This is a genomic window from Serratia sp. LACPHL-BACT-2024-00286 (assembly GCF_043109535.1).
Taxonomy (GTDB): Bacteria; Pseudomonadota; Gammaproteobacteria; order Enterobacterales; family Enterobacteriaceae; genus Serratia; species Serratia sarumanii.
In genome coordinates this window covers 368012-382666 of record NZ_JBICNA010000005.1, presented here as the reverse complement: position 1 = coordinate 382666, position 14655 = coordinate 368012, and the positions used below count along the sequence as shown (strand labels likewise).

The following is a 14655-nucleotide window of genomic DNA, read 5'->3' as shown; positions in this document are numbered from 1 at the left end:
AATCGGTGAGAGTAAAAATGAGTAACCTTTATCCTGTTATTATGGCTGGGGGAACAGGGAGTCGCCTGTGGCCGCTTTCTCGTGAATTATTCCCCAAACAGTTCTTAGCGCTGTGCAATGAATTTTCCATGTTGCAAACGACAGTCATGCGGCTTAAAGGGTTAGAGATTATTAATCCTCTTGTTATATGTAACGAAGAGCATCGTTTTATCGTGGCCGAACAACTCCGCCAAATCACGCGTTTATCGCATAATATTATTCTGGAGCCGGTAGGGCGTAATACGGCGCCGGCGATTGCGCTTGCCGCTTTGCAGGCGGTTTCCAGCGGTGACGATCCGCTCATGTTGGTATTGGCCGCGGATCACGTCATTCAGGACGAAGCGATTTTCCGCGATGCGGTCAATCAGGCGATTCCTTATGCTGAAGCGGGAAAACTGGCTACTTTCGGCATCGTTCCGACGGGCCCGGAAACGGGCTATGGGTATATTCAAAAAGGTACCAGCGTCGACGGTTCCAGTATCTGCGGCGTTTCGCGCTTTGTCGAAAAGCCTAATCTTGAAACGGCGCAGCAGTATCTGGCCAGCGGCGACTATCTCTGGAATAGCGGTATGTTTTTGTTCAAAGCCAGCCGTTACCTGGAAGAATTAGGCCGTTTCCGCCCAGATATTCTGGACGCGTGCAAGCAGTCGCTTGCGCATTTGACCCCCGATATGGACTTTATCCGCGTTGACCGAGATGCATTCATTGCCTGCCCGGATGAGTCTGTCGATTATGCCGTGATGGAACAGACTGCCGATGCTGTCGTCGTACCCCTGGATGCGGGATGGAATGACGTTGGATCATGGTCTGCGTTGTGGGAAATCAGTGAAAAAGACACAAAAGGGAACTCTACTTTCGGTGATGTTCTTGAGCATAACTGTTCAAATAACTATATTCGCGCGGAGCATAAATTGGTGGCCGCTGTCGGGGTGACCAATTTGGTTGTGGTTGAAACCAAAGATGCCGTGTTGATTGCCGATAAAGATAACGTCCAAGACGTAAAAGAAATCGTCAACCAACTGAAGCGACAAAAGCGTTCCGAAAGCAAACAGCACCGTGAAGTTTATCGTCCGTGGGGCAAACATGATGCGATTGCGCAGGGCGATCGCTTCCAGGTGCGCCGCATTACTGTAAAGCCAGGCGAGAAATTGTCCTTGCAGATGCACCATCATCGTTCGGAACACTGGGTGGTGGTGTCAGGCACTGCCAAAGTGCATACCAATGGTAAAATGCAACTGATCAGTGAAAACGAATCCGTTTATATCCCTCTTGGGGTCGAACATTCTCTCGAAAACCCGGGAAAAATCCCGCTGGATTTGATTGAGATTCAGTCGGGTGCCTATTTGGGAGAAGACGATATCGTGCGAATCGGCGACTCCGCTCAGCATAATTAATCATTTTGGTGCGGTGGATATTTGAGCCGCATCACTGTATTTACGTTTGGTAAGGATCTCAACATGTCTCAATCATTGACTTGTTTCAAAGCATACGACATTCGCGGGCAGCTGGGTGAAGAGCTGAACAACGATATTGCCTATCGTGTCGGCCGTGCATATGGGGAGTTTTTGCAACCTAAAAGCGTTGTCGTCGGGGGAGACATCCGTTTGACCAGCGAGGAACTGAAACTCGCGTTGGCGGAAGGGCTGCGCGATGCCGGGGTTAATGTTCTGGATATTGGCGTCAGTGGGACGGAAGAAATTTATTTTGCCACTTTCCACTTAGGTCTCGATGGCGGCATAGAAGTGACGGCCAGTCATAATCCTATGGATTACAACGGAATGAAGCTGGTGCGTAGCCAGGCTAAACCGATCAGCGGCGATACCGGTTTGCGCGATATTCAGCGTTTGGCAGAAGATAATAACTTCGCTGCGGTGGATCCGACCCGACGCGGCAGCTACGAAACAATATCGATTGAAAAAGAATATGTGGATCATCTGCTGAGCTATGTGAATACGGCTAACTTCAAACCGTTGAAGCTGGTCGTCAACTCCGGCAACGGCGCTGCAGGTCACGTTATCGATGCTGTCGAATCGCGTTTCAAGCAGCTTCAGGTGCCGGTTGAATTTATCAAGGTTCACCACCAGCCTGACGGCAATTTCCCCAACGGTATCCCTAACCCGCTGCTGCCGGAGTGTCGGGAAGATACGGCGCAAGCAGTGCGTGCGCACAAGGCGGATATGGGAATCGCGTTTGACGGTGATTTCGATCGCTGCTTCTTGTTCGATGAACACGGCGGATTCATTGAAGGTTACTATATCGTTGGCTTGTTGGCGGAGGCGTTCCTGGAGAAAGACGCTGGGGCGAAGATCATTCATGACCCGCGCTTGAGCTGGAACACCATCGACGTGGTCAAGCAGGCAGGCGGGGTGCCGGTGATGTCGAAAACGGGCCATGCATTCATTAAAGAGCGTATGCGCCTGGAAGATGCCGTTTACGGTGGTGAGATGAGCGCCCACCATTACTTCCGCGACTTTTCATATTGCGACAGCGGCATGATCCCATGGTTGTTGGTTGCTGAGTTGCTGTGCATTAAAAACAAGACGCTCGGGGAGTTGGTCGGGGATCGGATGATCGCTTATCCAGCATCGGGTGAAATTAACAGCAAACTGCAAGATCCAAAAGCTGCAATTGAAAGAGTACTCAATCGCTATCAGCCTTCGGCACTGGAATTTGACACGACCGATGGCATTAGTCTGGAATTTGCAGACTGGCGATTTAATTTACGTAGCTCAAATACTGAGCCGGTGGTGCGTTTGAATGTCGAATCACGAGCCAATCCTGCACTGATGCAGCAAAAAACAGAGGAAATACTGGCCTTGCTTCGACGCTGATCTCTGGTTTTAAAGCTATATTTTAATGCTGGGCGAGCGGCATATGCCCAGCGTTGTGAAGCGATATAGGTACCAGAGAAAACTAACAAAAGGCATCTATACTATGATAGTTAATAGGCAGTTATCTATGAACGGTTTCCGTCGGGGCGTGTTGCATACTAATGCGTCTCTTACTTCAATGCTTCAGCGCTTCTCTGATATTTTCGTTATCTTTAGCGGGCTGTACTTGTCTTGCCTAATCTCCGGTGCCGCATTTAGCGTGCAACACTGGATTATGGTATTAATATCGATCGTTATCTTCCAAATGATTGGTGGGATTACTGACTTTTATCGTTCGTGGCGTGGTGTGCGTGCGGGGCTGGAGATCCAGCTCATTTTGCAAAACTGGTCGCTGAGCCTGCTGTTGACCTCAGGAACGGTGGCGTTGATAAATGTCTTCAATAACGAGTATTCCGTCTATATCCAATGGTATCTGCTGGTCTGCTGCGGTTTGGTCATTACGCGCAGCGTGATCCGGCTGCTCTTGGGATACATGCGCAATATTGGCTTCAATACCCGTAATGTGGCCATCATGGGCGCGATGCCCGTCGGTATTCGTCTGGCAGAATCTTTACGTGACGCGCACTGGATGGGATTTAAAGTGTTGGGCATTTACGACAACGATAATTCTCCGTTGAACAGCAAAATCGAACGCTGCGGCGACTTGTCTCAGCTCGTGAGCGACGCGAAAAGTGGGCGTATCGATAGGGTCTATATCGCAATGTCGATGGAGCAGGAAAAATTGATCAAAGATACGATCGCGGATCTTTCTGATACGACCTGCTCAGTGATGCTGATCCCGGATATCTTTACGTTCAACATATTACAGTCGCGATCGGAAGAGATTAATGGCGTTCCCGTCGTTTCGTTATTCGATACGCCAATGAGCGGGGTTAATCAGGTAATTAAGCGTATTGAAGACATCATTCTGTCAATATTTATTTTGCTGTTCATTTCTCCGGTTCTGTTGCTGATCGCCTGCATGGTCAAATTTACCTCTTCCGGGCCCATCATTTTCAAACAAAGGCGTTATGGCATGGATGGCAAGGCCATCGAGGTATGGAAATTCCGCTCGATGACCGTGATGGAAGATGGCGATAAAGTCGTTCAAGCGAAAAAAGGGGACGCGCGCCTGACGCCGGTCGGCTCCTTCTTGCGTCGTACCTCTCTGGATGAATTGCCGCAATTTGTCAATGTACTGAAAGGCGACATGTCGATTGTAGGCCCAAGGCCGCATGCCGTGGCACATAATGAACAGTATAGAAAGTTGATCAACGGCTATATGCTGCGCCATAAAATGAAGCCGGGTATCACGGGGTGGGCGCAGATCAACGGTTGGCGTGGCGAGACGGATACGTTGGAAAAAATGCAAAAGCGCGTTGAGTTCGATCTCGACTACATCCGTAACTGGAGCGTTTGGTTGGACATTAAAATCGTCTTCCTGACCATTTTCAAGGGATTCATTAATAAAGCGGCGTATTAGATTTTCTTTAAGGATGTCGCGCCTGGGAAATGTGGATTTCCTGATCTCTGGGGATGTTGAGACAGTTCATTTTTCTTTTAAAACTGGAGGTCGGTCAGATGTTGACTAAAACAAACCGTAAACTGAGGTGCTGGAAGGGGGCGGCTTCATCGCTGGCCTTCGCATTGCCGCTGATGTTTATCAGTGCGAACGCCTTGGCTTTCGAAGTCGGGGTTCATGCGCATTTTCGCTGGTATCCCAACGATCCGGATAAATATTTGGATCTGATTAAGCGTTACGGTTTCACGTCGTATCGAGCGGATTTTCCCTGGAGCGGATTGGAACAGCAAAAAGGGCAGTATGTCATAACCGGCAATATGCAAAAGGCCGACCAAGCGTTTAACGATGCCCAGGCAAAATTTGGTCTGAATGGGTTATTAGTATTGGCGTACGGTAACAAACTCTACGATCCATCGGGTTATCCAACGACGCCTGAAGCCATTCAGGCTTTTGCCAACTACGCGTATTGGACGGCCTCCAAATATAAAGGCAAGATCAAGTATTACGAGATCTGGAACGAATGGACGAATGCCACTGCGATTAAGCCGAAGCCGCGCACGCCACCGCCGCCGGAGATTTTCGTCGCGTTGGTGAAAGCTACGGCTGCTGCGGTTCGAAAGGCCGATCCCAACGCAATTGTCATTACGGGAACGGCCAACCCAACAGGAACCCGCGATCCTTCCTGGGTTGATAACATCGTTAAACTCGGCGTGTTGAATTACGTCGATGGTTTCTCCATCCACCCTTACTCCTATGGCAACGATAATTACGCTATACGGGCCCCTGAGGGGAACCTCGGCGTTGTGGATAAATTCGAGGCCCGGCTTGCAAAGGCAGCAGGTAAGACGGTGCCGATTTATATCACTGAAATCGGCGTGCCAACCTATGACGGTAAAGGCGGGTTATCAAAAGATGTGGCTGCGCAATATGTGGTGAAATATACTTTCCTGGCCAAATCGCGGCCCTTTATCAAAGGGATATGGTGGTACGATTTGCTCGATGATGGAGACAACCCGAAAATCAATGAACATCGATTTGGGCTGCTGACGAGAAACGGTCAACCGAAGCCGTCGATGCTGGCTTTAAGTAAGGTCGCAGATGTTGCGCGATCGTATTCCGTTGAGAAATACCAAGTGCTGCCGGGCGGTAAAATTTCCATCGCATTGAAAGGGAATAATCAACATGCGATGCTATTCTGGCAGGAAAAACCGGTGGCTAAGCCTGCCAGCGGTATTTCTTCAGGCTTGCGCAGTTTTATGGCGAGTGAGGCGCCGCAAAACCAAAGTGCTACGCCGCTCAAAGAGGTTCAGGGGAATACGGCTGCGCCCGATGGCGATGTACCGGTAATGATGCGCTCCAGTGCTCCGATTGCCTCGCCCTGGTAGGCAGGCTGTGAGTAAAAAACCGCAAGCTTATTAAGCTTGCGGTTTTTTTTTGTCCAGCGTCATAAGCGGCTTGCTGCTTCGTCATTCGCCTGCATTTGCCGCCTATAAAAAAGCCAGCCGGCATAGCCGGCTGGCATCAGTATATAACTGCCGTTCTCCATGCGGCCCTGAATAAATAATCAGGGCGCTTGGTGAAGGCGTTACGCTTACGCGTAGTGCAGCGTATCCACCAATTGCTGGTGGTTTTGCCCAGTCAGGTATACCACGGTATCGTTGAGGTCCAGCGAGTGGTTATCGTTGTTGTCGATAATCACGTAAGAGCTGGCAGTGTTACCGCCACCGCTGAATACAACGGATGCCACACCCACTTTCGACGTCAGCGAGTTGCTGCTATCCAGGCCAAGAATACCGCCCAGCAGGCCGATAACGCCATTGGTCAAACCGCCCACCAGTGTCCCCAACAATGCATCCAACGTGTCGGCAGAACGCGTACCGTAGTTCGCTACCGCGGTGCCGCTGGCGTCATCGGAGATAGTCAGGCCGCCATGGTTCACGTCGACAATCGAGTCCTTGAGGCTATTAAAGTCCTTGATGGTCACACCCGCCTGCGTGTTACTGGCCTTGATGTCGTAGGTGTTGGCACCTGCGCCGCCGGTCAGCGTGGTGTTGCCAATCACGCCCAGAGTATCGGCAGCACTGGAACCTTCTACGGTCATTTGGTAACCGTTCAGGCCCAACGCCGTCAACACCGGTGCCAACAGGTTGGTGGTGACAACGCTCAGCGGCAGAATGTTCAGCAACTGAATGATGATACCGTCACCGGTACCGCCATGGCTGGAGTCGAGATTCAGCCCCGCGGTATTGGTGGACGCATTGATATCACGCACGTTGCTGAAACCGCTGCCCACCGTCAGATCCAGCGCGTGATCACCGGTCACGTTGATGGTCTGAACCTGCGCATTGGTGCCGGCCAATGACAGAATATTGTCAAAGCTGCCGGTACCGCCCGAGGCCACGTTAACCGTGGTCAGAGCGGTGCCCAACAAGGCGCTGCTGCTGCTGTTGAGAGTGATGGCGCCGGCATTCACGTTGGCAGAACTCACCGCATCGAAGTTGATATTGAAGTGATCGGTGGCGTTCTGGACAAAGGTGAAGTTCAGCGTACTGGCAGCGGTCGCGTCCCCTTTCACTGCCAACTGCGCGGCGTTGCCGCCGGCGGCGTTGATGACGTTGACGTTAGCCAGACCGGAGACCACAAACCCCTGAGTGCCCAGATTGGTGGCCGCTGCGTTCTGCGTAACCGTGCCGCCGGTGGTGCCTTCGACCGTGGACGTGCCGTTGGTCAGGCCAAAGTCAAAGGTGTTGTTTGGCGTGGTCACGCTGGTGGTAGTCGGTGAACCGATCAGCGGCGTCGTAATCAGCGTACCGACGGACTTGCCGATATAGCCGGTCAGGTCGATCTGCTCGAAGTTCGAGAAGTTGTTGGCGTTGCTGGTCACGGTGCTGGTACGAACGCCCAGGGCGTTTTGGTTGGTCACCACGGTTTTGGTGATGAAGTTGGCGGAGATGGAGTCCGTACCCGCGCCGCCATTAGCGGAGATGCCGGCGCCGACGGTGTTGGCTGCGCCGGTTGCCGCATTCCCCGCCCATTTCAGCGAGTCGTTGCCGTTGCCAAGGTTAAAGTCGCCGGTGCCCGTGGCGATATTGGCCGTCGACGTTACGATGACATCATCATTCCCGGAACTGGCGTTCAGAATCACGTTGCCATTGTTAACGGTAATATCGACACCAGGGTTAACCCCGTTGTCAGACAGGTTGACCGTTGCTGCACTGGTGCCGTTGATGGTCAGATTCGCCAGGTGGTCGGCGAACTTCAGGTTCACGATGCTGGCGGCATTGGCGTTCAGTTGCACATCCGTCAACACTGCCGTTTCGGCATTGCTAATTTGGTGAGATGCGCCTGTGTTGACGGTGCCCGTCGCGTTGCCGCCGGCGGCCGTTGCCGTCAGAGACGCCGCGGTTTTGTACAGCAGGCTAGTACCGATGTCGAACTCGAAACCATGCTGCTGAGTGACGGTGGCACTGTCAGTGGCGACGGAGCTGCGCAGGTCGTTGATAATGGCCTGCGTGATGGCCGTTTTGCTCCCCAGCGCACCATAGCTGGCTAATTGCGCAGCGGTGGCGGCGGTGCCATGCACCAGGGTAAAGATATGCTGAACAAAATCATCGCCAGTCAATTGAGCGCCTTTCTTTTGCGACTCTGCTGAATTGATCAGGGTAGTGATGACCTGTGCATAAGTTTTACCGGCAAACAGTTCTTTGCTCCAGGTGTCCAGCCCGCTGGCATCGACACCACGGCCAGGAATTGCCAGGAAGGCCGCTGCGACTTGTTCTTGATAGTTCAGAGCCGGCAGTTCACCCGGTTGCCACACGTGCGTCGCCGCCTGGAAGTGCTGTTGGGCCGTGGTATCGCCGGCGGCAACGGTGCCCTTCAGTGCTGCGATCACTTGAGCTACGACGTCGCCGCGAGTCGAGCCGCCACTCAGCAAGGCGAGATAGCTGCTGCTTTCGGCCGAAGTTGGTGCGCGTTCATAGCTGTTTTGGAAGATGGCGTTGATGAAATCGCTATCGCTTAACGTTTTCAGCGGGCTATTGTTCACGAAGGTTTGTGCGACCGCCGCCAGCGTTTTGCTGCCCTGCGCCAATACGGTTCCCCAGTAGGTAATGCCGTCCTGAGTTTGCGTTAAGCCTACGACATGGAAAACACCCTGTACGTCAGCTGCGCCGGCCGACGATGCGGCTGTCGCGACAGGGAACAGGGTTTTTTCGACTTGAGCTTCGAAATTGCTCTGTGCTGTCAGCAGCGTTGAATCAAAACCGCTGTAGCTAAGTACGTCGTTAATCACCTTGGCAACAACGGATGCCGTGGTGGGGTTGCCCGCTAAAAGATCGGCAAGCACGCTGCTGCTGGGGGCACTGCCGTTCACTGCGGTGTAGACCTTGGTTACGATTTGAGAAGCCGTCAGACCGTTCAGGCTTGAGGTGCCGGTAATGAATTTTTGCGCAACTTGCTCCAGAGAAAGTGCAGAAGTTTCAATTTTCTGCGAGTAGTAATCTAACGCCGCGGTATCAATATTCTTTCCAGAGATTGCAAGGAAAAAAGCAGCCGCTTTTTGCTGTGCTACTAATGTGGCCATACGTTACCCCTTTGGATGTACCCATTTTCTACGGACATAAGAAAGATGTGACCGGCCCCCCATAGCCGTGCCAGGAAGAGGTTTGGTCAGATTTTTTAGTATTAAAACTTGTGAAAACAACGGCATATAAAAATGACATACTAATGCCAATTGTTGCTTTCACGTTTTAATCAAAGGAGCTGATGAGATTTTTGTCAAGGCTATAGGATTTTTTTTATTTCTATTTTTTTGGTTTTTCTATAACTAATTGTGTTGTCAATTAATCCTGCGTTTTTGTCGCAGTGGATTAATATTTTTTATGAGTGCAATGATTTTGGTTGTTTTTTTAACGGTGGGGATTATTAGATTTCTAATTATTTCCAGTGGTGGCGGTTTGACTTTGCCGGGGCGTGGGAAAGGGGGGCGGTGTCCTGTCATTTGGGTTTGGATAACTTTTTGCTTTATATTGGTTTTTTTTTGAATTTTTGAGGAATGTTTTTTTCGTCTGCCGCCTTGCTGGAATTCCAAATGTGTATCTATAGTTAATGAAAAAGCAGCTGCAGTCTTGAGCATGTTTGGGGGCTTTTTTTGTGAGGTTAATCTCATAAAAATCAATGCGGATTTTGACTGACAGTGCACATGATGTAAGGGCAGAAAGTGAATCAATTTATACCGCGCAATGAAATTGCGGATGTTATACGGACTCGCAGCAAGGTTTTCTGGACCGTTGGCATATTTACCGCATTTATTAATTTATTAATGCTAGTTCCTTCTATCTATATGCTCCAGGTTTATGACCGGGTGCTTCCTTCTCGCAATGAAATCACGCTGTTGATGCTGACGCTGATCATGCTGGGCATGTTCGGCATGATGTCGCTGTTGGAATACGTGCGCAGCATGGTGGTGATCCGCATCGGCAGCCAGCTGGATATGCGGCTCAACACGCGAGTCTATACCGCGGCCTACGAGGCGAATCTGAAAAACGGCTCGTCTGATGCCGGCCAGATGCTGAGCGATTTGACCAATCTGCGCCAATTCCTCACCGGCAGCGCGCTGTTCGCCTTCTTTGATGCGCCGTGGTTTCCAATCTATCTGTTGGTGATATTCCTCTTTAACCCTTGGTTGGGGCTTTTCGCTCTGGTCGGTGCGCTGTTGCTGATCGCATTGGCGGTGATCAACGAAATGGTGTCGAAAAAGCCGCTGGCGGAAGCCAGCAAGCTGTCGATTATGTCCGGGACGCTGGCCAGCACCAATCTGCGCAATGCCGAAGTGATCGAAGCTTTGGGGATGTTGCCCAACCTGAAACGCAGGTGGTTCGGTCTGCACCAGCGGTTCTTGAACAGTCAGCGCATCGCCAGCGAACGCGCATCGCGGGTCACGTCGATCACCAAGTTTGTGCGCATGTCGCTGCAATCATTGGTGCTGGGGCTGGGGGGCTGGCTGGCGATCGATGGGCACATCACGCCCGGTATGATGATCGCCGGTTCCATTCTGATGGGGCGAACCCTGGCGCCGATTGAGCAGGTTATTAACGTCTGGAAGAGCTACAGCGCGGCGAAGCTTTCTTATGGCCGGTTGGTCAAGCTGCTGGAAACGCATCCGCAACGGGGTACCGGCATGTCCTTGCCGCGCCCGGAAGGGGTGCTGGCCGTAGAAGGCGTCACCGCCACGCCGCCGGGATCCCAAGGCGATGCGGTATTGCATAACGTGAGTTTTGCCATCCAGCCCGGTGACGTGCTGGGGATCATTGGCCCGAGCGCGTCGGGGAAATCGACGCTGGCGCGTTTGCTGGTCGGCATTTGGCCGGTCAGCGAAGGGATTGTTCGGTTGGATAATGCCGACATCTATCAGTGGAACAAGGATGAGTTGGGGCCGTATATCGGCTATCTGCCACAGGACATTGAGCTGTTTGCCGGGACTATCGCCGAGAATATCGCCCGCTTTAACGATATCGACTCAGAGAAAGTCATTGAAGCCGCCAAGCTGGCCGGCGTGCACGAACTGATCCTGCGTTTCCCTAACGGCTACGATTCGGTGCTCGGCAACGGTGGCGCTGGGCTGTCCGGTGGACAGAAACAGCGTATCGGCCTGGCGCGCGCATTGTATGGCGACCCTTCGCTGGTGGTATTGGATGAGCCTAACTCCAACCTGGATGATGCGGGCGAGAAAGCGTTGAACCAGGCCATTATGTTCCTCAAGCAACGTAATAAAACGGTGGTTCTGATTACCCATCGCACCAATTTGCTGTCGATGACCAGCAAGCTGTTGCTCCTGGTAAATGGCAACGTCAACGCATTCGGCCCGACTCAACAAGTGCTTCAGGCGTTAGCCAATGCGCAAAAAGCGCAGGCGCAACCGCCTCAGCAAGCGGTGAGGGCGGTAAATTCCGAGCCGGATGAAGGCAATATCCCGAAAACGCAAATTAATTAAGCCGTGAATTGCCTGACGGCTTTATTGCCGTCCGCAGTTTAAAGGAGTTGGTATGTCGACGCACATTGGCGAGCCGCAAGACTCGTATATTGAAGAGATCCCGCAGGATGAACGGCGGTTTACCCGGATGGGCTGGCTGGTGGTGGGAATTGGTCTGTTCGGATTTTTGGCCTGGGCAGCGTTCGCGCCTCTGGATAAAGGGGTGGCATCGCCGGGATCGGTAACCGTTTCCGGCAACCGCAAAACGGTGCAGGCTCCGGCCAGCGGCATCATCAAGAATATCGCGGTGAAAGACGGCGACAAGGTGAAAGCCGGTGAAGTACTGGTGCAGTTGAGCCAGGTGCAGGCACAGGCGCAGGTCGATTCCCTGCGCGACCAGTACTATACCACGCTGGCCACCGAAGGGCGTTTACTCGCCGAGCGCGACGGTCTGAGCAACGTCACTTTTTCCCCTATTTTTGCCCAGATCAAAACTCAGCCGCGCGTGGCTGAAATCATCGCGTTGCAAACGCAGCTGTTCGCCTCCCGCCGCCAGGGGCTGCAAAGTGAAATTGACGGTTATAAGCAGTCGATGGACGGGATTCGTTTCCAATTGAAAGGCCTGCAGGATTCGCGCGCCAACAAGCAGATTCAACTTTCCAGCCTGCGTGAGCAGATGAACAGCATGAAGCAACTGGCGGCGGACGGCTACCTGCCGCGCAACCGCTACCTGGAAGTGCAGCGTCAGTTTGCCGAGGTGAACAGCAGCATCGATGAAACCGTCGGGCGGATTGGCCAGCTGCAAAAGCAACTGCAGGAATCTCAGCAGCGTATCGACCAGCGTTTCGCCGACTATCAGCGCGAGGTCAGAACGCAACTGGCGCAAACCCAAATGGACGCCAGCGAGTTTCGCAATAAGCTGCAAATGGCCGATTTCGATCTGGGCAACACTGCCATCACCTCACCGGTGGACGGCACCGTGGTCGGATTGAATATCTTCACTCAGGGGGGCGTCGTGGGAGCGGGTGACCACCTGATGGACGTTGTACCCAGCCAGGCGACATTGGTGGTGGATTCTCGCCTCAAAGTCGACCTGATCGACAAGGTGTACAACGGGTTGCCGGTGGATCTGATGTTTACCGCCTTCAACCAAAACAAAACCCCGAAAATTCCGGGAACGGTCACGTTGGTTTCCGCCGATCGCCTGGTCGACAAAGCCAACGGTGAGCCTTACTACCAGATGCAGGTCACGGTCTCGCCGGAGGGCATGAAGATGCTCAGTGGCGAGGACATCAAGCCGGGGATGCCGGTGGAGGTGTTCGTGAAAACGGGGTCGCGCTCGCTGCTGAGCTATCTGTTTAAACCTATTTTGGATCGCGCTCATACTTCATTAACCGAGGAATAATTTTGATTCAATCAAAACGACAGGCTGCCGGTCTGGTTATCGGCACCCTTTTGTTTGCGATATCTGCGCCGGTTTATTCGATAGGGATTTTAGACGCATATTCGCTGGCATTAGAAAAGGACCCGACTTTCCGGGCGGCTATAAAAGAGAAAGAAGCGGGAGATGAGAACGAAAACATCGGCAGGGCGGGGCTGCTGCCGAAAGTGTCGCTGAACTATCAGAATTCGCCGCGCAACTGGCAGACGCAAAAATATCCGCAGAGCGACTTTTTCGGCAATGTTTCGGAGGTCACCCGGCGGCAGCAATATCGCAGTTATTCCAGCTCGATCACGCTGACGCAGCCGCTGTTCGATTATGAAGCGTACGCGCGCTACAAAGCCGGCGTCGCGCAGACGATGATGTCGGACGAGCGCTATCGCGGTAAGTTGCTGGATCTTGCGGTTAGGGTGATTAACGCCTATGTCGAAGTGGCCTATTCCAAGGATCAAATCGCGTTGGCCGAAGCGCAAAAGGCGGCTTACAAGGAACAGCTGACCTTGAACGATCGCCTGATGAGCGCCGGTGAAGGCACCATTACCGACGTATCGGAAACCCAGGCGCGCTACAGCCTGGCCGAAGCGCAGGTCATCGAAGCGCGCGATGCGCTGGATGCCGCGCAGCGCGAATTGGAAGTGATTATCGGCATGCCGCTGAACCAGCTGGATGAATTGCAGGTGTTGCGGCCGGGCAAGTTCAAGGTGGCGCCGCTGATCCCGTCCAAGTTTGAAGAGTGGCAAAAGATCGCGCTGGAGAATAACCCGGTGCTGGCCGCCTCGCGTCATGGCGTGGATGCCGCCAAGTATGACGTTGAAAGGAATCGGGCGGGCTTTATGCCGCAGGTTCAGCTGTATGCTTCGCATTCGGAAAACGACTCCAGCAGCGATAACACGGTTAACCAGAAATATCGCACCGACAGCATCGGCGTGCAGGTCAGCATGCCTATTTATTCCGGCGGCGGCGTTTCGGCGTCGACCCGGCAGGCGGCGGCGCGCTATGGCCAGGCGATGTATGAGATGGATGCGCAGACGGGCACCACGCTCAACGATCTGCGCAAGCAGTACAATCTGTGCATCAGCAGCCGCGCCAAGGTGGCGGCCTATGAGCTGGCGGTACAATCGGCCACCACACAGGTGACGGCGACCCGGCAAAGCGTGCTGGCCGGGCAACGTGTCAACGTTGACGTGCTCAACGCCGAACAGCAGCTCTATAGCGCCCAGCGCGATCTGGCCTCCGCCAAGTACGCCTACATCAAGTCGTGGATTACCTTGCTGAGCGACTCCGGTACGTTAGATGAAAAAGATGTTATGCGGGTAGCGCAGTATTTTGCCCGCAGTCGCTAGCAACATATTCACTATGAGCATTAATCTGAAAGAGCAGCGTTGAGCTGCTCTTTTTGTTATCAATCCTAAACCCCCCCCTTATGGAGGTGGTGATCGTTCATGTGGGACTATGCCCGTAGGGGGCACATGCTAAATACTGCCTCGGTTTGTTATCAGCAAATCAAGGGGTAAGTAGCATGAACAGATATGAATCCGCTTCCCATGTATTCTATCGCTGTCAGTATCATCTCGTATGGACACCGAAGTTCGGATACAAAATCCTCAAGGGTAATCTCGGTAAAGAGCATCAGCACATTGTGCACAAAAAAGAATACACTGGTGCTGCCTACGACAACTCTTTTCGTTTGCATACTTGTAAAGCCAATCGAATCAAAGGAACTCTATGAACATAGGGATGGTCAATTATGATAGAAAAGACGTGCGTTAGTGTAAATTTCATTTAAAATCAATTGATTGCTTAAATAAGGCAG

General features: G+C 52.5%; 9 protein-coding genes and 1 pseudogene. 8 read left to right on the top strand and 2 right to left on the bottom strand.

What is annotated here, in order from left to right:
* Positions 1-17 precede the first annotated feature (17 nt).
* The 4 genes from ACF8MC_RS17465 (at position 18) to ACF8MC_RS17450 (ending at position 5816) form a co-directional block, all read left to right on the top strand.
* A complete protein-coding gene (locus ACF8MC_RS17465) occupies positions 18-1433 on the top strand; it encodes a mannose-1-phosphate guanylyltransferase/mannose-6-phosphate isomerase (protein ID WP_033637751.1) in 1416 nt (471 codons plus the stop codon).
* Positions 1434-1496: 63 nt separating this feature from the next.
* Complete coding sequence (gene cpsG / locus ACF8MC_RS17460) at positions 1497-2870, top strand: phosphomannomutase CpsG (protein ID WP_033637752.1); 1374 nt, start codon at positions 1497-1499, stop codon at positions 2868-2870.
* A gap of 127 nt (positions 2871-2997) precedes the next feature.
* Entirely contained in the window at positions 2998-4392 is a 1395-nt protein-coding gene (gene wcaJ, locus ACF8MC_RS17455; RefSeq protein ID WP_049213009.1) for an undecaprenyl-phosphate glucose phosphotransferase, read from the top strand.
* Between the two features lie 98 nt (positions 4393-4490).
* A complete protein-coding gene (locus ACF8MC_RS17450; protein WP_049213008.1) occupies positions 4491-5816 on the top strand; it encodes a cellulase family glycosylhydrolase in 1326 nt (441 codons plus the stop codon).
* Positions 5817-6022: 206 nt separating this feature from the next.
* On the opposite strand, the gene ACF8MC_RS17445 is transcribed toward ACF8MC_RS17450, so the two are convergent.
* Together ACF8MC_RS17445 and ACF8MC_RS17440 are read right to left on the bottom strand one after the other, a co-directional pair.
* The gene (locus tag ACF8MC_RS17445; RefSeq protein WP_164098128.1) at positions 6023-9013 is read right to left on the bottom strand and encodes a DUF4214 domain-containing protein; all 2991 of its coding nucleotides are present in this window, start codon (positions 9011-9013) and stop codon (positions 6023-6025) included.
* A 255-nt stretch (positions 9014-9268) separates the two neighbouring features.
* The gene (locus tag ACF8MC_RS17440) at positions 9269-9565 is read right to left on the bottom strand and encodes a hypothetical protein (protein ID WP_164104735.1); all 297 of its coding nucleotides are present in this window, start codon (positions 9563-9565) and stop codon (positions 9269-9271) included.
* Positions 9566-9649: 84 nt separating this feature from the next.
* Between ACF8MC_RS17440 and ACF8MC_RS17435 the strand changes: the two genes are divergently transcribed.
* From ACF8MC_RS17435 to ACF8MC_RS17420, 4 genes and pseudogenes are all read left to right on the top strand, one after another.
* The gene (locus tag ACF8MC_RS17435; RefSeq protein ID WP_033637754.1) at positions 9650-11422 is read left to right on the top strand and encodes a type I secretion system permease/ATPase; all 1773 of its coding nucleotides are present in this window, start codon (positions 9650-9652) and stop codon (positions 11420-11422) included.
* 52 nt (positions 11423-11474) lie between these two features.
* Complete coding sequence (locus ACF8MC_RS17430; RefSeq protein ID WP_033637755.1) at positions 11475-12806, top strand: HlyD family type I secretion periplasmic adaptor subunit; 1332 nt, start codon at positions 11475-11477, stop codon at positions 12804-12806.
* A 2-nt stretch (positions 12807-12808) separates the two neighbouring features.
* Complete coding sequence (locus ACF8MC_RS17425) at positions 12809-14185, top strand: TolC family outer membrane protein (RefSeq protein WP_016928415.1); 1377 nt, start codon at positions 12809-12811, stop codon at positions 14183-14185.
* Between the two features lie 176 nt (positions 14186-14361).
* Positions 14362-14469 (top strand): annotated as a pseudogene (locus ACF8MC_RS17420) (IS200/IS605 family transposase); the annotation flags it as partial.
* Positions 14470-14655: the final 186 nt, after the last annotated feature.

Excerpts from the sequence above, each read along its gene's own strand:
- ACF8MC_RS17465 (WP_033637751.1), top strand. The coding sequence starts at position 18 with ATGAGTAACCTTTATCCTGTTATTATGGCTGGGGGAACAGGGAGTCGC.
- cpsG (WP_033637752.1), top strand. The coding sequence starts at position 1,497 with ATGTCTCAATCATTGACTTGTTTCAAAGCATACGACATTCGCGGGCAG.
- wcaJ (WP_049213009.1), top strand. The coding sequence starts at position 2,998 with ATGAACGGTTTCCGTCGGGGCGTGTTGCATACTAATGCGTCTCTTACT.
- ACF8MC_RS17450 (WP_049213008.1), top strand. The coding sequence starts at position 4,491 with ATGTTGACTAAAACAAACCGTAAACTGAGGTGCTGGAAGGGGGCGGCT.
- ACF8MC_RS17445 (WP_164098128.1), bottom strand. The coding sequence starts at position 9,013 with ATGGCCACATTAGTAGCACAGCAAAAAGCGGCTGCTTTTTTCCTTGCA.
- ACF8MC_RS17440 (WP_164104735.1), bottom strand. The coding sequence starts at position 9,565 with ATGCTCAAGACTGCAGCTGCTTTTTCATTAACTATAGATACACATTTG.
- ACF8MC_RS17430 (WP_033637755.1), top strand. The coding sequence starts at position 11,475 with ATGTCGACGCACATTGGCGAGCCGCAAGACTCGTATATTGAAGAGATC.